Annotated in this window: 16 protein-coding genes; 7 read left to right on the forward strand and 9 right to left on the reverse strand. The window is 67.6% G+C overall.

Annotation, left to right across the window (positions count from 1 at the left end; genetic code table 11):
- Positions 1–758 precede the first annotated feature (758 nt).
- Entirely contained in the window at positions 759–1544 is a 786-nt protein-coding gene (locus VI08_RS07825; protein WP_045829010.1) for an AMP nucleosidase, read from the reverse strand.
- Between the two features lie 180 nt (positions 1545–1724).
- Between VI08_RS07825 and VI08_RS07830 the strand changes: the two genes are divergently transcribed.
- Both VI08_RS07830 and VI08_RS07835 read left to right on the forward strand, forming a co-directional pair.
- The gene (locus VI08_RS07830; protein WP_045829011.1) at positions 1725–2669 is read left to right on the forward strand and encodes a DegV family protein; all 945 of its coding nucleotides are present in this window, start codon (positions 1725–1727) and stop codon (positions 2667–2669) included.
- Positions 2670–2671: 2 nt separating this feature from the next.
- A complete protein-coding gene (locus VI08_RS07835) occupies positions 2672–3307 on the forward strand; it encodes a DUF4124 domain-containing protein (RefSeq protein WP_045829012.1) in 636 nt (211 codons plus the stop codon).
- Here the strand turns inward: VI08_RS07835 and VI08_RS07840 are convergent.
- Both VI08_RS07840 and VI08_RS07845 read right to left on the reverse strand, forming a co-directional pair.
- On the reverse strand, positions 3264–4040 hold the full coding sequence (locus VI08_RS07840; protein ID WP_045829013.1) for a hypothetical protein: 777 nt from the start codon (positions 4038–4040) through the stop codon (positions 3264–3266). The genes VI08_RS07835 and VI08_RS07840 overlap by 44 nt on opposite strands.
- A 29-nt stretch (positions 4041–4069) precedes the next feature.
- Positions 4070–4852, reverse strand: coding sequence for an SDR family oxidoreductase (locus tag VI08_RS07845; RefSeq protein WP_045829055.1), 783 nt, complete (start codon positions 4850–4852; stop codon positions 4070–4072).
- A 44-nt stretch (positions 4853–4896) separates the two neighbouring features.
- On the opposite strand from VI08_RS07845, the gene VI08_RS07850 reads away from it, so the two are divergent.
- Complete coding sequence (locus tag VI08_RS07850) at positions 4897–5697, forward strand: ABC transporter ATP-binding protein (RefSeq protein WP_157006463.1); 801 nt, start codon at positions 4897–4899, stop codon at positions 5695–5697.
- 49 nt (positions 5698–5746) lie between these two features.
- Positions 5747–5962: a hypothetical protein gene (locus VI08_RS07855; protein ID WP_045829015.1), complete on the forward strand. Its 216-nt coding sequence runs from the start codon at positions 5747–5749 to the stop codon at positions 5960–5962.
- Positions 5963–5966: 4 nt separating this feature from the next.
- Here VI08_RS07855 and sppA read toward each other — a convergent pair whose 3' ends face one another.
- Positions 5967–7793: a signal peptide peptidase SppA gene (sppA, locus tag VI08_RS07860; RefSeq protein ID WP_045829056.1), complete on the reverse strand. Its 1827-nt coding sequence runs from the start codon at positions 7791–7793 to the stop codon at positions 5967–5969.
- Between the two features lie 151 nt (positions 7794–7944).
- Positions 7945–9330, reverse strand: coding sequence for an MATE family efflux transporter (locus VI08_RS07865; RefSeq protein WP_045829016.1), 1386 nt, complete (start codon positions 9328–9330; stop codon positions 7945–7947).
- Positions 9331–9421: 91 nt separating this feature from the next.
- Between VI08_RS07865 and VI08_RS07870 the strand changes: the two genes are divergently transcribed.
- The 3 genes from VI08_RS07870 to tal all read left to right on the forward strand — a co-directional run bounded on the left by VI08_RS07870 (position 9422) and on the right by tal (position 14175).
- Entirely contained in the window at positions 9422–10585 is a 1164-nt protein-coding gene (locus tag VI08_RS07870; protein ID WP_045829017.1) for a DUF3667 domain-containing protein, read from the forward strand.
- 370 nt (positions 10586–10955) lie between these two features.
- Positions 10956–13130: a primosomal protein N' gene (locus tag VI08_RS07875; protein ID WP_045829018.1), complete on the forward strand. Its 2175-nt coding sequence runs from the start codon at positions 10956–10958 to the stop codon at positions 13128–13130.
- A gap of 88 nt (positions 13131–13218) precedes the next feature.
- Positions 13219–14175, forward strand: a complete 957-nt coding sequence (tal, locus tag VI08_RS07880; RefSeq protein ID WP_045829019.1) for a transaldolase — start codon at positions 13219–13221, stop codon at positions 14173–14175.
- Positions 14176–14316: 141 nt separating this feature from the next.
- Here the strand turns inward: tal and VI08_RS07885 are convergent, their stop codons facing one another.
- From VI08_RS07885 to VI08_RS07900, 4 genes are all read right to left on the reverse strand, one after another.
- Positions 14317–15714 carry a coniferyl aldehyde dehydrogenase gene (locus tag VI08_RS07885; protein WP_045829020.1) on the reverse strand — a complete coding sequence of 466 codons (1398 nt, stop codon included), beginning with the start codon at positions 15712–15714 and terminating at the stop codon, positions 14317–14319.
- A 98-nt stretch (positions 15715–15812) separates the two neighbouring features.
- Complete coding sequence (locus tag VI08_RS07890) at positions 15813–17234, reverse strand: efflux transporter outer membrane subunit (protein WP_045829021.1); 1422 nt, start codon at positions 17232–17234, stop codon at positions 15813–15815.
- Positions 17221–18399, reverse strand: a complete 1179-nt coding sequence (locus VI08_RS07895; protein WP_045829022.1) for an efflux RND transporter periplasmic adaptor subunit — start codon at positions 18397–18399, stop codon at positions 17221–17223. Before VI08_RS07895 ends, VI08_RS07890 begins: the two co-directional genes overlap by 14 nt.
- Entirely contained in the window at positions 18389–21592 is a 3204-nt protein-coding gene (locus VI08_RS07900) for an efflux RND transporter permease subunit (RefSeq protein ID WP_045829023.1), read from the reverse strand. Before VI08_RS07900 ends, VI08_RS07895 begins: the two co-directional genes overlap by 11 nt.
- Between the last annotated feature and the right edge of the window lie 46 nt (positions 21593–21638).

Below are 21638 nucleotides of genomic sequence, written 5' to 3' on the forward strand. Positions count from 1 at the left end.
GCCGCCTTAGGCTGGTGCGATGTCGCGAGTCGGCGACGGGTAGGCCCTTGGTGCCGCCAGTCGCGGACCTTCGGACCGGGCCGTAGCTCCGCTATCGCTTTGACATCACGTTGCGCGGCCCTCCGCTCATGTCGGCCCCAAGGGCCCACCCGACGCCGAGTCCATGCGCCTGGTTTCGTGCGGCAAAACGAGAGGGTCTTTGAACGCACACGGTCGCGTATGACTCAGCGCGCTGCATATACAACGGCGCAATCTCCCGCTGTTGCAGCGCACGTTCCAGGATTGCGTCCTGGCAAGGGATGACAACGCATGGCCGCAGCGCGGTGTGCCGTGACGCACGCCGGCCACGGGGGCTCGTTACTTACGCTTACCTCACCCCCGCTGGATCGCCACTGCAGCGCTACATGGCTATACGAGCGTGATGCCAAGCAGCACCGGAGCACCGGCTTGTGCCCCAAGACACGGGTCACGTGGCCTCGGGGGCGGGCAGGCCCTTGGGGCCGACATGAGCGGAGGGCCGCCATGCGCAACGGCTATTGCGAGAAAGGCGCTACGGCCCGGTCCGAAGGTCCGCGACTGGCGGCACCAAGGGCCTGCCCGCCCCCGACTGCCAAAACGCCACCAGCCTTGGGCGGCGCAAGCCGCTGGTTACATGCATTCGCCTTAGCGAATGAACCGATGCACCCACGCCGCATTCCACGGTAATGCTTGGTTAGGACGCCACGGCCGCGGCGCCAATGGAACGAATCTGCAAAGTCTTACTCGTTCTCGCCCTCGAACCTGAGGTGCTTCACGCTACGGCCATGGCGGCGGACCAGCTTCAGGGCTTCGACACCGACCTTGATATGTTTCTCAACGAAGTTGGCCGTGACCGTGGCATCGCTGGCTTCGGTCTTCACGCCCTCGGGAATCATCGGCTGGTCGGAGACCAACAGCAGCGCGCCGCAGGGGATGTGGTTGGCAAAGCCGGCGGCGAAGATCGTGGCCGTCTCCATGTCGATGGCCATGCTGCGCGTGCGGCGCAGGTAGTCCTTGAACTGCTCGTCGTGTTCCCAAACCCGGCGGTTGGTCGTGTAGACCGTGCCGGTCCAGTAGTCGTGGCCAAGGTCGCGGATCATGGTGGACACGGCGCGCTGGAGCTGGAACGCCGGCAGGGCCGGTACCTCGGGCAGCAGGTAGTCGTTCGAGGTGCCCTCGCCGCGGATGGCCGCGATGGGCAGGATCAGGTCGCCGATGGCGTTCTTGCGCTTCAGGCCGCCGCACTTGCCCAGGAACAGGGCGGCCTTGGGCTCGATGCCGCTGAGCAGGTCCATGACCGTCGCGGCGTTGGGGCTGCCCATGCCGAAGTTGATGAGGGTGATGCCGTCGGCCGTGGCGTTGGGCATGGGGCGGTCGCGGCCGCGCACTTCCACGCCGTTCTCCTCGGCGAAGCGCTCGACGTAATGCCCGAAATTGGTGAGCAGGATGTGCTCGCCAAAGCCGTCCAGTGGGGTGCCGGTGTAGCGCGGCAGCCAGTTGGACACGATCTCGTTCTTGGTTTTCATGCGGGAATCCGGTGCGAAAGCGCCGCCGGGGAGGGGGCTCGACGGCCTGGCCGGCGGCGGTTACCGGCGACGCCACGCCGGCAAGATGCCAAATTCATTCGTGCAAGTGTAGCATCCGGCGCTGCGGGGTGGGCAGGGCGCAATGGGTGCCCTGGGCCCCGGCAGGACCGGGGGTGTGCGATGCGGATTGGCGTGGCGATTGATGCGGCGGTGGATGTACCGCAAGACTTCGTGGAGCGGAACGGCGTCGCCGTGATGCCTATCACCGTGAAGGTGGACAACCACCGGTTCAAGGACGACCGCGACCCGGCGGAGATCCTGCGCTTCCGCGACCAGAAGCTGGGCAGCCGCAGCCAGTCGGCCGAGACGGAGCCCTCCAGCGTGGAAGACGTGCAGAACCTCTTCCTGGGCCGCATGGTCAAGGACTACGACTGTGTCGTGTGCCTCACCATCATGGCCACGCGCAGCCCCATCCACGACAACGTGATCAAGGCCAGCTTCGCCATCCTGAAGAACTACCGGCCCATCCGCGAGGCCGCGGGCATCAGCGGGCCGTTCCTCATGCGCGTGGTGGATACCCGCAACATCTTCGCCGGCTCGGCGCCCGCCGTGGCCGAGGCCGTCCGCATGATCCAGGCCGGCAAGTCGCCCGCGGAAGTGCGTGAGCGCGCCGCCCACATCGCCGATTGCTCGTACGGCTACATGCTGCCCCGCGACCTGAACTACCTGCGCTCGCGTGCCCGTAGCAAGGGCGACCGCAGCGTCAGCTTCCTCAGCTCCATGCTCGGCACCGCCCTCGACATCAAGCCGATCCTCCGCGCCCACCGCGGCGAAACGGGCCCGGTGGGCAAGGTACGCGGCTTCGAGCATGGCGCGCAGGTGCTGTTCGAATACGCGGCCAAGCGCGTGCAGGCCGGGCTGCTGGTGCCCTGCCTGTCGCTGAGCTACGGCGGCGAGCTGGACGAGATGCGCAACCTGCCCGGCTACACCGCCCTCACCCGCATCTGCGGCGACGCGGGCGTCGAAATGCTGGAGACCCCCATGAGCATCACCGGCATGGTCAACGTGGGCGAAGGCGCGATGACGCTGGGCTTCGCCTCCGAAGAGCACGTGGCCGAGTTCTGAGGATGCGTCGCGCCCTCGCGGCCTTGGTGGTCGCCACGCTGCCCCTGGGCGGCGCGGTGGCCGGCGAGGCTTACAAGTGCACGGCCAACGGCCAGACCATCTATCAGCAGACACCCTGCGCGAAGCAGCAGCACCAGGAGGTGCTGCAGTTGGATGATTCCGCACCGGCGCCCAGCCGCCCCGTGGTGCCACCCCCGCCCGATGGTGTGTTCACCGACGTGGAGCCACCCGCGCCCACGCCACCGCGGCCGGTGCCGCAGATGTACCTGTGCACGCGGGCAACCGACGGCAAGACGTACACGAGTAGCAACGGCCACCCCGACGCGTATGCCGCGCCCCTCGGCGTGCTGGGCGCGGTCGACAACGGCCTCGCCAACGTCTACGGCAGCCGCAACGCCGCCGTATCGTCGTTCCCTGAACTCAACCGCGGCAAAGGCAACGCCGCGGCGGTGGCCAACGCCAACTACGTCTGGGTACGCGACACGTGCCGCCCCATGTCAGCCGCCGAAACCTGCCAGACGCTTCGCGACGAGCAGGGCGCCAACGAAAAAGCCATCCGCAACGCGTTCAAGAGCGAACGCGCGCCACTCGACGCTAAGGATGCGGCGTTGCGGGGGCAGTTGCAGGGGTGTGGGTAGCCTGGCGTGACGGCGGGGATGCCGTGAACGAGGCGATGGAATACACGTAGTCATAGCCAAGCAAGAAGTCACGCCCCAGGCTGGCGGCCGGAACCAGCGTACCTGGCTTTGCCGAGAAAACACCGCCCTTCTGGGTATGGACGCCGCACGTGCCTATGCAATTCCACGCGGAGCCTGGCCCTGACGGCGCCAGCAGCACGTGCACCATGGCCGCGCCGGCGTACTCACCGGCTGGCTTGACGTCATACCCCTGCATCATGCGCTGGCTTTTCTGCGCGTGGACATTGCCCGCGTAAGCGATGACCGGCCCCTCGGCCAGCAGCGGCACAAGGCTCTCGCCCATGTCGTGGTCGCGCGTATCACCGGATTTCGTGTAGTCGTCCAGCCAATGCAGCTTCACGGCCCCTGCCTTCTCCCGGGCCAGGAGCCAGACGACAAGCGCCGCCATGGCCTTCGAATGCCGGCCGTCGGTGCCGAGCCAATCATCGGACGCGAGGTCACGCGACGTCGAACTTTGCTCAAGCGCGACCGTGGGGTGCATGCCGCTGGCGATGTCGTGTTCGACAACGCAGCGTACGAAGGCCGGGCTTTCGTTGGTGCCGTGTTCTTCGCCGATGAAGACACTTCCCATCTTTGTGAGGGTATCAAGCGTCGGCTTATCGGGGCAGGCCGCGTGTGCCGCGTTGGCACTGAAGCCGGCCAGCAGGGTCAGGGCCCATCGTGTTGCTCGCATGACAATCCTTATCGTTGATTGGAAGGAAACTAGAACCCGTAGCGCAGGAACCCGCCGTCGACACCGATCGTTTCACCGGTGACGTAACTGGACGCCGGCAGGCACAGGAACGCCACCGCGCCCGCCACTTCCTCGGGCTCGCCGATGCGTCCCATGGGCGTGTGGTCGAGCACCTCGTCGAGGTATTCGGCATCGGCCAGCGCCGGGTCGGTACGCTGCGTGCGGATGTACCAAGGCGCCACGGCGTTGACGCGGATGCCGTCCTCGCCCCATTCGCAGGCGAGGTTGCGGGTGAGCTGGTGGATGGCGGCCTTGGTCATGCCGTAGGGCGAGCCGGTGCGTACGTGCATGATGCCGGAGACGGAACCGACGTTCACGATGGCGGCATGCGTGTGTTCCACCAGGTGCGGATACGCGAGGCGGCACATCTCGAAGGCCGAGAACACGTTGAGCTCGAAGATGCCGCGCAGCTCGTGCGGCTCGTAGGCCAGCGTCGTTTTCACGATGTTGCCGCCCACGTTGTTCACGAGGATGGAAAGATCGATGTCGAGGTCGTTGACCCAGTCGAAGACGGCCTGGCGATCCTCGTGGTCGGTGAGGTCGGCCGCCATGGCCAGCACCTCCACCTCGGGGCACTCCTCGGCCAGCTCCTGCGCGGCGGCTTCGAGGGCGGCCTCGTCGCGCGCCACCATGAGCACGTCGGCACCGAGCGCGGCGAGCTCGCGGGCGCAGGCATAGCCGATGCCCTTGCTGGCGCCGGTGACGAGGGCGGTACGGCCGTCGAGGCGCCAGGCGGCGAGTCGTGGATGCATCGTGTAATCCTCCATGCCGCCGATCGTACCGTATGCTCGGGGGCATGGATGCCACGACCCCGCTCCTCGCCATCGACCGCGCCACCGTCCTCCGCGACGGCCGCGCGTTACTCGACCAGCTCTCGCTGCAAATTGCCCAGGGCCAGCACACGGCCATCCTGGGCCCGAACGGCTCGGGCAAGTCCACGCTGGTGAAGCTGGTGGAGCGGCGGCTCTATCCGCTGGTGCACGACGATGGCACACCGGTGGTGCGCATCTTCGGCCGCGAGCGCTGGAACGTGGCGGAGCTGCGCTCGCTGCTCGGCGTCGTGTCATCCGACCTGCGGCGCGAATTCGAAGCCACGCACGAGCGCGCCATCGACACCGTGCTCTCCGGGTTCTTCGCGTCGATGACGCTGGGGCTCGACCACGTGGTGGATGGCGGCATGCGCACCCGTGCCGTGGCGGCGCTGGCGCGTGTCGGCGCGGCGCACCTCGCGGAGCGCGATGTCTCCACGCTATCGACGGGCGAGGCGCGCCGCGTGCTCATCGCCCGTGCGCTGGTGCACCAGCCGCGCGCCCTGCTGCTCGACGAGCCCTGCGCCGGCCTGGACCCCGGCACGCGGCGCCGCTTCCTCGACCTGCTGCGCCAGCTCGCCCGCGAAGGCACCACCCTGCTGCTGGTCACCCACCATGTCGAGGAGATCGTGCCCGAGATCGGCCATGTCGTGATGCTGCGCGACGGCGCGCTGCATGCCGAAGGCCCGAAAGCCGGCCTGCTGGCCGGCGACCGGCTTTCATCGCTGTTCGACTGGGAGATGGAGGTGGCCCATGTCGACGGCTTCTACGATGCACGATTGCGTTGAGCACGCCATGGCGGGAGACTCGGGGCCCATGCACCGGGGAACCCACGCCATGATCCGCTACGCCCTGCCCTTGGCCCTCATCGCCACCTGCGCGGCCTGCTCGAAGCCGCCGCAGCCCGACCAGCAGCCGCCCGCGCCCCAGGCCCGCGCCGCCACGCCGTGGGACGACATGGAAGCGCAGAAGAAGAAGGCACAGGACGTTCAGAAGACCGTGGACAAGCAGGCCGACGACCAGCGCAAGGCCGTCGACGCGCAGGACCACTAGCCCCTTAGCGGGGCGAGCAGAAGCAGTAGGCGTACACGTGCGGCTTGCCGGCTTCCGCGCTGCGGAACAGCGCGAACTCCGGCGCCAGCTTCGGCAGCTCGGCCACCCACGACGGCAGGTGCATGCCCCACGACAGCGCGACGCGGGCTTCGCTGCTATCGCCCACGCTGGTGAGGAAGCGCTCGAACGCCCCCATCGGCTTCTCGGCGTAACGGACGTTGAAATCCTTGCCGAGGCTGGCCTGTTGGGCGGCATCGGCGATGGCATCCTGCAAGTTGCCGAGGCGATCGACGAGGCCACGCTGCATGGCCTGCTCGCCTGTCCACACGCGGCCCTGGGCGATGCTGTCGATGGCGGCGAAATCCTTGCCGCGGGCACGCGCCACGCCGCCGACGAAATCGCGGTAGCCCTTGTCGATGATGCTCTGGATCAGCACGCCCACCTTCGGGTCGAGCGGGCGGGTCATGTCGAACGCGCCGGCAAGCGGGCTGGTGCCCACGCCATCGCTCGTCACGCCGATCTTCGAGAGCGTGTCGGGCACGGTGAAGAACATGCCGAAGATGCCGATGGAGCCGGTGATGGTGTTCGGCTCGGCGTAGATGCGGTTGGCGTTCATCGAGATCCAGTAGCCGCCGCTGGCGGCCACGTCACCCATCGACACCACGACGGGGATGCCCGCTTCGCGCGTCAGCTCCACTTCGCGACGGATCTGCTCGGCGGCGTACACCTCGCCGCCGGGCGAGTTCACGCGCAGCACCAGCGCGCGCGTGCGGCGGTCGTGGCGCACGGCGCGGATGAGCGCCGCGGTGGAATCACCGCCGATGGTGCCCTGCGCCTGCTTGCCGCCGGTGATCTCGCCTTCGGCCACCACCACGGCGACGCCCGGCCCGGTCTGCAGCATGTCGGTGGTGCCAAGGCCACGATCGGAAAGATAGGTGGCCAGCTCCACGTGGCGGAAGCCGTTGTTCTTTTCACCCGCCGGCACGCCCTCCTTGCGCAGCATGCGGACGATGTCCTGGTCGGTGGCGATGCCATCCACCAGTTTCTCGTCGACGGCCAGCTGGGCCAGGCTGCCCTTGGCGTCGCGCACGCGGTCGGCGAGGTCGTCGACATCGGCGCGCAGCGCGGCCGGGTCGATATGGCGCAGCGTGGCCACCTCGTTGACCCACGTGCCCCACAGGCCGCCGAGCCAGTAGGCGTCGGCTTCCTTCGACTCGGGCGAGGCGTGGTCGAGGATGAACGGCTCCGCGGCGCTCTTGAACTGGCCCACGCGGAACAGGTGCACCTGCACGCCGAGCTTGTCGAGCAGATCCTTGTAGAAGAGGCGGTAATTGGCGAGGCCCGTGGCAATGACGCCGCCCTGCGGATCGATGTAGACCTTGTCGGCGTGCGCGGCCAGGTAGTACTGGCCCTGCTCGAGGTTCGCACCCCATGCCATCACCGGCTTGCCCGCGGCGCGGAAGCGATCGAGCGCCGAACCCACTTCGCGCAGCGCGGCAAAGCCACCGGCCTGCAGCTTGTCGGTGCGCAGCAGGATGCGGCTGATGCGGTCGTCCTTCGCGGCGGTATCGATGGCGCGGACCAGGTCACGCACCTGCACCTGCTTCACGCCATCGCCCGACATGCGCGACACGGCACGCGACAGCGGGTCGGCGCTGTATTGCTCGACCAGCGCGCCATCGGGCGCGATCACCAGCACGGTCTTGTCGTCGATCTTGCTGCCGCGGCTGCCAACGAACACCGCCAGGAAAAAGAGGGCCAGCACGCCGAAGAACAGCACGTTGATAATCACCAGGCGGGTGATGTTCAGGCCACGGCCCAGCCCGCGCATGAACCGGCCGAAGCCGTTGCGGCGGGGGGGCGGCACCGCCGGCACGGGCGAGGGGCGTCCGGGCAGGGGCGGCGGCGTGCTGTTGAACGAATCCGTCATCGTTGGGTTTCCATCCGGTTTGGGCGCAGGGTAACGCGTCGGCCCGTTGGCATCACGTGTGGAATGGCACGGGGGCGCTGCCGACGTCCGCGGGCCAGTCGGCGCGGCCGCTGGTGCGCCAGAAACGGGCGAACAGCAGCACCGCCGCGACGCTGAGGCCAGCCACCAGGCCCATCCACATGCCGCGGGCGCCCAGCCCATGCGGGAAGGCCAGGTACCAGCCCACCGGCATGCCGACCACCCAGTAGGCAAAAAGGGTGAGCGCCATGGGCACGCGGGTATCCTTCAGGCCGCGCAAGGCGCCATTGGACGCCACCTGGATGCCATCGGCGAACTGGAACACGCCCGCCAGCAACATCAGCTGCGCCGCCGTGGCCACCACGGCGGCATCGTTCGTATAAAGCTGCGCGATGGGCGTGGGCAGCAGGATCATGATGCCGGACGAGAACAGCTGGGTGACAAGCACCAGCAGCAGGCCCGAGAGCCCCGCGTAACGCACGCCGAGGGCATCGCGGCGGCCCGCGGCGTTGCCCACGCGCACCGTGATGGCCATGGAGACCCCGAGAGGCACCATGAAGGCCACCTGCGCCACGTTGAGCGCCACATGGTGGGCGGCGGATACCGTCTCGCCCAGGCGGCCGATGAGCAGCGCCACGGCCACGAACAGGCCCGCTTCCATCAGCAGGGTCACCGCCATGGGCAGGCCCACGTGCAGCAGCTGGCGGATCTGCCCCCAGTTGGGCGGCGCCATGCGCGTGCGCAGGTTGAGGTCGCGGTAGTTACGGTGCGTGAGCACGTAGGTGGCGAAGCCCAGCATCTCGACCCAGAGCACGATGGCGGTGGCGATGCCGCTGCCGCGCGCGCCCATGGCCGGGAAGCCCAGCTTGCCGTACATGAGCACGTAGCCCAGCGGCGCCAGCAGCGCCGTGCCCAGCAGGCTGAAATACAGCGCGGGCTTGGGCAGCGAGAGGCCATCGGAGAGGCCGCGCAGCGTGAAATACACGGTGAGCGCGGGTGCGGCGAAGGCAATGGCGTGCAGGAACGCCTCGACATCCGCGCGCATGGTGGGCACCACCTTGAACACCGCCATGAGCGGCGACGCGTGCCAGACAGCCACGCCGAGGACGAGGCCGAGTACCAGCGCGATGTACATGGCCTGGTGGAACACCGGCCCCACCTCGCCACGCCGGTTGGCGCCATCGAGCTGGGCGACCGTGGGCGGCACCGACATCATGGTGCCGATGCCGGTGACGATGGCCAGCACCCAGATGTTCACACCGGTGACCACCGACGCCTGCGTGTGGGCGCCCTGGTGGCCAGCCAGCACGGCGTCGACCACATTGGGGCCAACGGAAGAAAGCTGCGCGGCGATGATCGGCAGGGCCAGCCGGGTGGTGGCCCCGATCTCGCGGCGCGCACGGGCGCGGTCGAGGGGCATCGGGTAATCAAGACGTATGGGCCGCCCATTGTACCCGGGCCCGTGCCATCATCCGCACCGGGAAGGGGACCAAGACCGGGGAAACGAACGGATGAACGAACTCAAGCCGTCGCCCGCGCTGCAGTGCGCGAATTGCGAGGCCGTGCTGCAGGGCGAGTTCTGCCACGCATGCGGCCAGTCGATCCACAGCGTGCTGCGGCCTGTCTCGCACATGCTGGAGGATGCCGGCGACATCTTCTTCCACATGGACGAACGCATCGTCCATACCGTGCCGCCCCTCTATACGAAGCCCGGCTTCCTCACCCTCGAGTACTTCTCGGGCCGGCGCGTGCGCTACATCGCGCCGTTCCGCCTCATGTTCGTGTTCTGCCTGCTGTGCTTCTTCTTCATGCACGTGGCCATCAACGGCGTGAGCTTCGGCGCCCACGAGAAGAGCGAGGCCGATACCCTGAGCCAGCTCGCGCAGGCCGACGACGCGGACGAGGTGCACGAGATCTACACGCGTGAGACCCGTGCGCTATTGTCGACGCAAAGCGACCCGGCCACGCCGGCGGTGGTGAAGAGCGGTCTCGACCATGTGCAGGGGATGATGCGCGACGCCGCCAACAAGCGGCTCGCCGAGCTCAAGGCGCCGCCCATCCAGCCGCAGGGCAGCGGCGGCGATGACGACGTCAAGCTGAAGCCGGTGCGGATCTTCAACGACGGCACCGGCGACCTCACCTTCCACGTCACCTGGTTGCCCGACGCGGTGAATGCGCGCCTCAACGCCGGCCTGGACCGTCTGAAGGCCAACCTCACCCTGGCGACCAACCCCGGCCCCCAGCAGAAGGAGGCCATCCATCGCATCGTCGAGGGCATCTTCGGCGTGCTGCCGCAGACCATGTTCGTCATGATCCCGGTGTTCGCGCTGCTGCTGAAGCTGTTCTATGTGTTCAGGCGGCGGCTGTACGTCGAGCACCTTATCGTGGCCCTGCACAGCCACGCCTTCCTGTTCTTCGCCCTGATGCTGCTCACCCTGCTGGGCTTCGCGGCATCCGCCATCAAGGGCCACGTGCCGGTCGCCGGTACGCTGATCACCCTGGTGAGCGTCGCCATGTGGATCTGGATGCCCGTGTACCTCCTGCTGATGCAGAAGCGCGTCTACCGCCAGGGATGGGGCATGACTATCCTTAAGTATTGGTTGATAGGCAGCGTCTATTTCTGGCTACTGTTCTTCGCGGTGCTCATCGCCGTCATCATCGGTATTTCCCACTAGGATTTTTTCCTACCCGGCAAGTGGTTGTGCACAGGCAGCGAGGTCCCTTCGCCTTTGTCAAGGTTTTGCGGACGCCGAGTGAACCCCGCTGGCAAGTCATTTTCAAATATCTGATTTATAAGTACATTTCAGCTTGGTTAAAATGTGTTCAACGTGACCCCGGTGGCTTAACCATGCGCCTGAAGGGCCTCCATCCGAAGCTCATCCACAGACTTATCCACAGCAGTTGTGGATAAGATGGAAAGGTCCCGGCCTACGGGCACTTAGGGTGGATTCCTCCTTAGAAACACCTCAAGGCGGTCCAAGTGGTCGCCACCGTGGTCAATCATTGACCAGCGAAATCGCCAGACCCCGTTAAACTAGGCCTCGCATGACCGCCGTCCTCCGCGTCGCCCTTCCGGTTCCCCTCCTCACCCTGTTCGACTACCTGCCACCCCTGGCCGGGGTCGCCGGGGCAGGGTCGCGCGTGCGCGTGCCGTTCGGCCGGGGCGAGATGGTGGGCATCGTCATCGACCCGGCGGCCGAGGCGGCCGTCGGGGCAAAGCGGTTGAAGCGGGCGGCCGAGGTGCTCGACGACGCCCCGTTGCTCGACGCCGAGTTGCTGGCCACGTTGTCGTGGGCGGCCGAGTACTGGGCCGGCGCCCCCGGCGAGGCCTTTGCCAACGCCCTGCCCCTGGCCCTGCGCGAACCGAAGCCATTGCCGGCCACCGGCCGCGAGGTGTGGGCGCTGACGATGCAGGGCCGCAGCGCCCGCGACGCCCGCAGCCGCAAGGGCGGGTCCGCCGCCCTGCTCGAGGCGCTCCACGCCGGCCCACGCGCCGCTGATGAACTGGGCTTCGCCCTGCCTGACTGGCGCGCCGCCGCGCGTCGCCTCATCGAGGCGGGGCTGGTCGAGAAACTGGAACTGAAGGAGGCTACCTTGCCCGCCGCGCCGGCACCGGGCCCGGCACTGAGCGCCGAGCAGGCGGCCGCGGTGGCCGGGGTCGCCGAGGGCTTTGGCGGCTTCCAGCCCTACCTGCTCGATGGCGTCACCGGCAGCGGCAAGACCGAGGTGTACCTCGCCCTGATCGAGAAGGCCCTGGCGGAGGGCCGGCAGACCCTCCTGCTGGTGCCGGAGATCGGCCTCGCCCCGCAGACCGTACGCCGCCTCCGCGAACGCCTGGGCATCGCCATCGAGGTGCTGCATTCCAACCTCGCCGAGGGCGACCGCGCCCGGGCGTGGCTGCGGGCGCGCGAGGGCACGGCGAAGGTGGTGATCGGCACGCGCTCGGCGGTCTTCACGCCGCTGCCGCATGCCGGCCTGGTCATCGTCGACGAGGAGCACGACCCCTCTTACAAGCAGCAAGAAGGTTTCCGCTACCACGCCCGCGACCTGGCCCTGGTGCGCGCCCGCGCGCACGGCGTGCCGGTGGTGCTGGGCTCCGCCACGCCTTCCCTGGAAAGCCTCGCCAACGTCGAAGCCGGGCGCTACAAGCGGCTCGTGCTGCGCGCCCGCCCGGGTGCCGCGCAACCCACGCGCGTGCAGATCGTGGACATGCGCGCGCAGCGCCTCGACCACGGCCTGTCGCCCACGCTGGTGCACGCCGTGGCGGCGTGCGTGGGCCGCGGCGAACAGGCGCTGGTGTTCCGCAACCGCCGCGGCTATGCGCCCGTGCTGCTCTGCCACGACTGCGGCTGGCATGCCGATTGCCCGCGCTGCGACCGCCCCATGACCCTGCACGCCGGCCGCCGCCGGCTCATCTGCCACCACTGCGACAACACCGTGGCGCAGCCCGCCGCGTGCCCCGCGTGCGGTTCGGCGAACCTCAGCCCGCAGGGCCAGGGCACCGAGCGGCTGGAAGAGGCGCTGGCCGAGCGTTTCCCCGGCGTGCCCGTGCTGCGCATCGACCGCGAGACGACGCGGCGGCGCGAGGCCTTCGGCGAGATCCTCGACGGCCTGCGCGACGACAAGCCGGCCATCCTCGTGGGCACGCAGATGCTGGCCAAGGGGCACGACCTGCCGAACCTCACCCTGGTGGCCATCGTGGGCGTGGACGAAGGCCTGCACAGCGTCGACTTCCGCGCCAGCGAGCGGCTGGCCCAGCTCGTGGTGCAGGTGGCGGGCCGTGCGGGCCGCGCCACGCGCCCCGGCAGCGTGCTGCTGCAGACCCACCACCCCGACCACCCGATGCTGCATGCCCTGCTCCGCGGCGGCTATGCGGCCGTGGCGGGCGAGCTGCTCACCGAGCGCCGCCTGCTCGAGCTGCCGCCGTTCTCGCACCAGGTGCTGCTGCGCGCGGACGCGCATGGCCGCGCGGAAGTGGATGCATTTCTCCACGACGCCCACCTCGCGGTGGGCGAGCCCGGCGACCTGCGCCTTTCCGGCCCCATGCCCGCCCCCATGCCCCTGCGCGCGGGCCGGCACCGCGGGCAGCTGCTGGTCGAGGCCTCGACGCGCGCGCGCCTCCACGGGTTCCTGAGGCCCTGGCAGCACGCGCTGGCTGGCCTGCCCGCGGCCCGCAAGGTGCGCTGGAGCCTTGATGTCGACCCCATCGACCTATATTGAACATGGCAACCGATACCATCGGATGCCTACCCCCGCTGCCGCCATGGCGCGACAATCTTTTTCCCCACAGGTAACGGAAGCTCCCAACGTGACCAGCCAACTCGAACAACTGCGCAAGATGACCAAGGTCGTCGCCGATACCGGCGACATGTCGGCCATGAAAACCTTCAAGCCGGAGGACGCGACCACCAACCCGTCCCTGCTGCTCAAGGCGGCCAGCATCCCCGAGTACGCCCAGTACGTCGACGAGGCCGTGAAGTGGGCGAAGGAACAGGGCAACGACCGCGCGCAGCAGCTGGTCGATGCCGGCGACCGCCTGGCCGTGCTCATCGGCCGCGAAATCCTGAAGATCGTCCCCGGCTATGTTTCCACCGAGGTGGATGCCCGCCTCTCGTTCGATGAAGAGGCCAGCATGGCCAAGGCCAAGCGCCTGCTCGGCATGTACAAGGATGTCGGCGTCGATCCGAAGCGCGTGCTGATCAAGCTCGCCTCCACGTGGGAGGGCATCAAGGCCGCCGAGAAGCTGCAGAAGGAAGGCATCAACTGCAACATGACGCTGCTCTTCAGCTTCGAACAGGCCGTGGCCTGTGCCGAGGCTGGCGCGTTCCTCATCTCGCCGTTCGTGGGCCGCATCTTCGACTGGTACGTGGCCAACACCGACAAGAAGACCTACGCGCCGGAAGAAGACCCGGGCGTGAAGTCGGTGCGCCGCATCTACGATTACTACAAGACCCACGGCTATAAGACCGTGGTGATGGGCGCCAGCTTCCGCAACATCGGCCAGATCCAGGCGCTTGCCGGCTGCGACCGCCTCACCATCTCGCCCGACCTGCTGAAGGAACTGGACGAGACCGACGCGAACCTGCCCGAGGCGCTGAAGGACACCGGCAAGAAGGCCGAGCCGCCGGCGAAGAAGCTCACCGAGGCCCAGTTCCGCTGGGGCCACAACGAAGACGCGATGGCCACCGACAAGCTGGCCGAAGGCATCCGCAAGTTCGCGGTCGACCAGCGCAAGCTGGAAGAACTGCTGGGCGCGAAGCTGTAAGCAACGCCTCTCGGAAATGCTGAAAAAAAGGGCCCCGCGGGGCCCTTTTTTTCGCGCCAAATGTAGGAGCTTGCTTGCAAGCGATGGGAGCTTGCGGCACCCCCCATCGCGCGCAAGCGCGCTCCCACAGGTGACTATGACCTAACGCCGGATCTTGAAGTCGAGAACGCGTTGAATGGCCTTGCCGTACGGCGGCCGCAGCATGGCCGTGATATCGAAGCGCGATTGCCGATACACGGAGCGCGCATGGCTGAAGGTACGGAAGCCATCGACGCCGTGGTACGCGCCCATGCCCGATGGACCCACACCGCCGAACGGCAGGTTGTCCTGCGTCAGGTGCACGATGGTGTCGTTGAGCGTGACGCCGCCAGCGACGATGTTCGCCAGCACGTGCTCCTGGTCGGCGCGGCCGTTGCCGAAGTAGTAGAGGCTCAGCGGCCTCGGCCGCGCGTTGACGTATGCGATGGCATCTTCCAGGCGGCCATACGGCACGAGCGGCAGGATGGGTCCGAAGATCTCGTCGCGAAGCACGGCCATGTCGTCGGTGGCACCAAGCACCAGCGTCGGCGGCATGCGGCGATCGTTCAACGCTTCACCCGCGGCATGGAGTTCGCGAACCATCGCGCCCTTCTCGCGCGCGTCGCGCAGGTAACTTTCCAGCCGCGCCTTGTTGCGGTCATTGATGATCGACGTGTAGTCGGGGTTGTCGCGGAACGTGGGGAACATCACCGCCACGTTCCGCGCCAGCGCATCGGCGAAAGCGTCGATCGACTCCTTCGGCACCAGCGCGTAATCCGGTGCCACGCAGATCTGCCCCGCGTTAAGCGTCTTGCCGAACAACAGGCGGCGCGCGGCGAGATCGAGGTCGGCGTCGCGGCCGATGATGGCGGGTGACTTGCCACCGAGCTCCAGGGTGACAGGCACGAGGTTTTCGGCGGCGGCGCGCATGACGTGCTTCGCCACCGCCGTGGCGCCTGTGAACAGCAGGTGGTCGAACGGCAGCGCGGCAAACGCCTCGCCCACGGCCTGGTCGCCCGTCACCACGGCCACTTCGCTGTCGTCGAACGCCTGGGCAACCATCGCCTGCATCAGCGCCGACGACTTCGGCGTGAACTCCGACGGCTTGATCATCGCCCGGTTGCCGGCGGCCAGGATGCCCGCCAGTGGCGCGAACGTGAGGTTGAACGGGAAGTTCCACGGCGCGATGACGCCGACGACGCCCTTGGGCTGGTAATCGACCCATGCGCGGGCACCCAGCAGCGCGAGCGGCGCGGGCGAGACGCTGCGATGGTCACGGCGCATCCACCGCCGCACATGGCGCTTCGCGTGCTTCAGCGGCTCGATCGAGGCGGCCACATCGCTGACCAGGCTGCCCTGGCGCGATCGGTGGCCGAAGTCGGCGCTCAGCGCGTCCGCGATATCGCTGGCGTGGTCGACCAGCGCGCCGATGGCGCGGTCGATGCGGTCGATGCGCACGGCCACAGGCGGCGTGCCGTCGCGGCGGTGGGCGTCCTGTTGCCGGGCGAGGAGGGTTTCCATCGCCGGATCATATCTGTTCTTACTGTGGGAGCCAGCTTGCTGGCGATGGGGCCTGGGGCAAGGGCCATCGCCAGCAAGCTGGCTCCTATATGGGTTACTTAGCTGGCCTGCCAGCCGCCGCCCAGGGCACGGATTAGAGCGACGCTGGCGCGGAGCTGGCGAGTTTCGAGGTCGATGACGCTGCGGCGGGCGTCGAGCTCGGCGGTCTGCGCCTGCACCACGTCGAGGTAGCCCACGGCGCCCTGGCGGTAGCGGTCGAGCGAGAGGTCCACCGAACGCTGGGCGGCGTCGGCCGCGGCGCGCTGGTCGTTCAATGCGCCACCGAGGTCGCGCAGCAGGGTCAGGTTGTCTTCGACCTGGGCGAAGGCATTGAGTACCACGTCGCGGTACTTGGCACCGGCTTCATCCGTCGCGGCCTTTGCCGATTCCACGGCGGCCTTGCGGCGGCCGCCGTCGAACACGTTGAGCAGCAGCGAGGGGCCGATGGCCCAGAAGCGGTTCGGCGCGGTGGCGATGTTGCCCCACGCATCGCTCTGCCAGCCGCCCTGCCCGTCCAGGGTCACCTGTGGGAAGTAGGCGGAGCGGGCCACGCCGACGCGCGCGTTCGCGGCGGCGGTGCGGCGCTCGGCGGCCGCGACATCGGGGCGGCGCTGCAGCAGCGCCGACGGCACGTCGAGCGGGATGGTCGGCACCTTCACGGCGTCGTCCTTCGTCTCGAGCGTGAAGCTGGAGGCGCTATCGCCCACCAGCACCGCGATGGCATGCAGCACGAGGGCGCGTTGGGCTTGCGCCTGGGTCAGCTGCGACTTCGCATTGGAAAGCTGGGTCTGCGCACGCGCCACGTCGAGGCCGGACGCGATGCCGCCCTCGTGCCGCGACTGCGTCAGCTGCAGCGCCTTCGTGAATGCATCGATGCTGTCATTGAGCACCTTGATCTGGCGGTCCTGCCCATTGAGCTGGAGGTAGCTGTCGGCAAGCTGCGCCTGCAGGCTCAACTGCGCACCGGCGAGATCCGCGGCGGACGCGGCCTGCTCGGCCGTACCGGCGGCCACGGTGTCACGCACGCGACCCCACAGGTCCACTTCGTAATCGAGCTGGCCGCTGATGGTGTACGAGTTGTAGTACGCCGGCGACGTGGCGCCGCGCAACGGGCGCGTGTCGGACTCGCGGTTGCGCGTTGCATTGCCGTTGAGGCCAAAGGTCGGGAACAAACCCGCGCGTGCCTGCTTGGTGAAGGCTTCGGCCTGCTGGTAATGCGCGTAGGCGGCGGCCAGCGTGGCGTTGTTTTTCAGCAGCTGGCCCTGCAGGTCGTCGAGCCGGTGGTCACCGTAAAGCGTCCACCACGACGAACGGTCGAGGTGGTCGGCCGGCTTCGCTTCCACCCACGGCGAGTTGGTGTTGGTGAACTGCTCGGTGACCGGCACCTCGGGCGTCTTGTAGGCCGGCGCCAGCGAGCAGGCGCCGAGCCCGGCCGAAAGCAGCAGGCCCGCCAGCAGCCGCAAGGGTTCACGCCTTGGCATTGCCGCCTTCCTTCTTTGCCTGGGGCTGCGTCACGCGGACGGTGTCGCCATTGGCGAGGCCATCGGGCGGGCTTTCGATCACGCGATCGCTCGCCGTGATGCCGCTGGCGAGCTGCACCGTCTTGCCGAAATCCTGCGCGATGGTGACATCCTTGAAGGCGACCTTGTTCTGCGCATCCACGGTGGCGATGCGCAGGCCCTTGCCGTCGTACACCAGCGCGCTGGCCGGCACGCGGTACAACGCGGCATCGGCGGGCAGGTCGAACGTGACGCTGGCATAGGCGCCCGGCAGCAGCTTGCCGTCGGCGTTGTCCACCGAGACCTGTACCAGGGTGGTGCCGCTGGCGGCGTTGATCGCGGACGAGGTGGATTCCACGGTGCCCGTGAAGTCCTTGCCCGGGTATTCCGGCACGCTCAGCTTCACGGTGGCGCCTTGCTTCACGGCCGGGGCGTAGTTCTGCGGCACGTTCACGTACATGCGCAGCTTGTGCGTATCCGACACCACGAACAATTCCTGCCCGCCGCCACCGGCGTTGATCAGGGCGCCCACGTCGGTCTCACGGGCGGTGACGATGCCGTCGAACGGCGCCACCAGCTTCGCGAAGCCCTTGGTGGCCTGGATGCGCTCGAGGTTCGCGGCGGCGGCGGCGGCCAGCGCGTGCTTGGCGGCGTAGTCGCCGGTCTTCTCGTCCACTTCCTGCTTCGACACCGAATCGGAATCGCGCATGGCCTGCCAGCGGTCGGCGGTGGTCTTCGCCAGCGCTTCGTTGGCACGGGCGCTGGCCAGGTCGGCCTTGGCCTGCAGCAATTGCTGGTCGAGGTCGGGGGTTTCGATTTCGGCCAGCGTGTCGCCGGCTTTCACCTTCTGCCCGATATCGTACTTCCACGATTTGAGGTAGCCGCTGGTGCGCGCGTAGATCGGTGCGCGGATATAGGCCTGCAGGCGGCCCGGCAGGTTGAGGTCGCCGCCGCCCTGCCCGCCTTCGGGGTTCACCAGGACGACACTGGGCACCGCCTGCTCGTTGGTCCAGTCGCGGAGGTTGCGCGATTCGTTGGCACGCGTGGCGACACCGGCCACGACGATGGCAAGGACGACGATCGCGGCGATGATGCCGGCGACGCGGAGGCGGCGCGGCTGCGGGGTGGGGATCGTATCAGGCGACATGGACGGGCTCTCCGGAAGCGTTCGCCGGGGTAGGTGATGTGTGGCCGCGACGGCCGTGGATCATGCTGAACACCACGGGCACGAACAGCAGCGTGGCGGTGGTGGCGAAGATAAGGCCGCCAATGACGGCGCGGCCAAGCGGTGCGTTCTGCTCGCCACCCTCGCCCAGGCCAAGCGCCATGGGCGCCATGCCGATGATCATGGCCAGCGCGGTCATGAGCACCGGGCGGAAGCGGACGAAGCCACCCTCCAGCGCCGCCGCCAGGGCGTCGCCGGTATCCGCGAGGCGCTCACGGCAGAAGCTCACCACAAGGATCGAGTTCGCCGTGGCCACGCCCATGCACATGATGGCGCCGGTGAGGGCTGGCACCGAAAGCGTGGTGTGCGTGGCAAACAGGATCCAGATGATGCCGGCGATGGCCGCCGGCAGCGCGGTGACGATCACGAACGGGTCGCTCCACGACTGGAAGTTCACCACGATGAGCAGGTAGATGAGCACGATAGCGCCGACGAGGCCGAGGATCAGGCCGGTGAAGGCGCTGTTCATCGTCTGTACCTGGCCAAGCAGCGCGGTGCTGGAGGCCTTCGGCAGATCCTTCTTGTGCGCATCCAGGATCTTCTGGATATCGGTGGCGACGGCGCCCAGGTCGCGATCCTGCGTGGTGGCGAATATCTCCACCATCGACTGGATGTTGTACTGGCTGACGACCGCGCTGGTGGTGGTGCGCTTGAACGACGCAAGGCCACCGAGCACCTGCGAGCCAGCCGCACCGCTGCTCGGGCTGATCGGCACGTTGGCGAGGTCGGGCAGGCTGTCGATGGCGTACTGCGGTGTCTGCATCACGATCGGGTACGAGACGCCGTTCTGCGGGTTGAGCCAGAAGGTGGGGGCGATCTGGCTGGAACCCGCGAGGTTAACGCCCAGGCTGCTCGTGACATCGCGCTCGGTGATACCCACCTGCTGCGCACGGCTGCGGTCCACGTCCACGTTGAAGCCCGGGCTCGACTGCGACTGCTGGATGCGCGCATCGACCACGCCCGGCACGCGGCGGATCTCGCGCAGCAGGGTGGAAGCGTAGGCATAGTTCGCCGACACGTTCGGGCCGCGGATCTGCAGGTCGATCGGCGCCGGCGAACCGAAGTTCAGGATCTGGCTAATGATATCGGCCGGCGGGAACGAGAACGTGGCCGTGGGGAACAGGCGCGGCAGCTTCTCGCGCAGCTGGCGCACGTACTCGGCGGTCGGCTTGTGGTCTTCTTTCAGCGATATCTGGATATCGCCATCGTGCGAGCCGATGGTGCCGGTGTTGTTATAGGTGTTGTTGATGCCCGACGACGACAGGCCCATGTTGTCGACCACCGTGCCAAGTTCTTCCGGCGGGATGATCTTGCGCACTTCCCTGGTGACGTCGGCGAACAGGTTGGCGGTCTCTTCCACGCGGGTACCCACCGGGGCACGCACGTGCATGAGGATCTGGCCCGAATCCACCGAGGGAAAGAAGTTGCGGCCCAGCATGGGCACCAGCAGGAACGACAGCAGCACGAACGCCATGAAGCCGGTGACGAACACCTTGCTGTGCTTCAGCGCCAGCGCCAGGATGCCGTGGTAACCCTCGCGCAGCTTCTCGAAGCGCGCCTCGAACCCACGTTGGAAACGCACCAGCGGGTTCTTTGACACCTTGCCGTGGTCGCCATGCGGATCGTCCTGCGTATGCGCCTTCAGCAGGTACTTCGCCATGGTCGGCACCAGCGTGCGCGAGAGGATGAACGAGCAGATCATCGCGAACATCACCGCCTCGGCCATCGGCACGAAGAGGAAGCGCGCCACGCCTTCGAGGAAGAACATCGGCACGAACACGATGCAGATGCAGAGCAGCGACACGAAGGCCGGCGTCACGATCTGCGCCGCGCCATCGAGGATCGCGGTTTCCACGTCCTTGCCGTGCTCGAGATGCCAGTTGATGTTCTCGATGGTCACCGTCGCGTCATCGACGAGGATGCCCACGGCCAGCGCCAGGCCACCCAGCGTCATGATGTTCATCGTCTCGCCGAATGCCGAGAGCATGGCGATGGAGCCGAGGATCGCCAGCGGGATCGACGTGGCGATGATCACCGTCGAGCGCCAGCTACCCAGGAACAGCAGGATCATGAGGCTGGTGAGCGCCGCGGCGATCACACCCTCGCGGGCCACGCCGGCGATCGCGCCGGACACGAACAGCGACTGGTCGCCGATGGGCGCGATCTTCAGCGACTCAGGCAGCGCGTCCTTCATCGACTTCACGCGATCCTTGATGCCCTGGATGATGGCCAGGGTGGATGCGGAGCCGTTCTTCAGCACGGTCATCAGCACGGAGCGGTTACCGTCCACGTGCACGATATTGGTCTGCGGCGGCGCACCGTCGCGCACGTGGGCCACGTCGCGGATGAATACCGTGGCGCCGTTCACCGATTTCACCGGCAGGTTGCCCAGCTCGTCGATGTCGGAGGGCGAATTGTTGAGCTGCAGCGTGTACTCGAAATCGCCGATCTTCTGCGTACCCACCGGCGTGATCAGGTTCTGCGCCGCGAGCGCGTTGGCCACGTCCTGCGCGGAAAGCCCGCGCGCCTGCAGCGCCGCCGGGTCGATGTCGATCTGCACCTGGCGGGTCTTGCCGCCGAACGGGTACGGGATGGCCGCGCCCGGCACCGAGGTGAGCTGCGGGCGGATGATGTTGAGGCCAAGGTCGGCAAGGTTCTGTTCGGTGAGGCCGTCACCCGATAGCGCCAGCTGGATGATGGGCACCGTCGACGCGTTGTAGTTCAGGATCAGCGGCGGCGTCGTGCCCTGCGGCAGCTGCCGCAGCAGCGTCTGCGCCACCGCGGTCACCTGCGCATTGGCGGTGCGGATATCCACCGTGGGCTGGAAGAAGATCTTGATGATGCCGAAGCCCTGGATCGAGTTGGCCTCGATGTGCTCGACGTCGTTCACCGTGGTGGTGAGCACGCGCTCGAACGGCGACGATACGCGGCCCACCATCTGGTCGGGCGGCAGGCCGTTGTACTGCCACACCACGGCGATCACGGGGATCTTGATGTCGGGGAAGATATCCGTCGGCGTCCGCATCGCGGCCAGCGGCCCCACGATGAGGATCAGCAGGGCGAGGACGACGAAGGTATACGGCCGCGTGAGGGCGATCCGGACGATGCCAATCATGGGGAGGACGGTTTCCGAGCGCGAATGTTGCGTCGCGGCGAATTTT

Source organism: Luteibacter yeojuensis, from assembly GCF_000964085.1.
Classification (GTDB): Bacteria; Pseudomonadota; Gammaproteobacteria; order Xanthomonadales; family Rhodanobacteraceae; genus Luteibacter; species Luteibacter yeojuensis_A.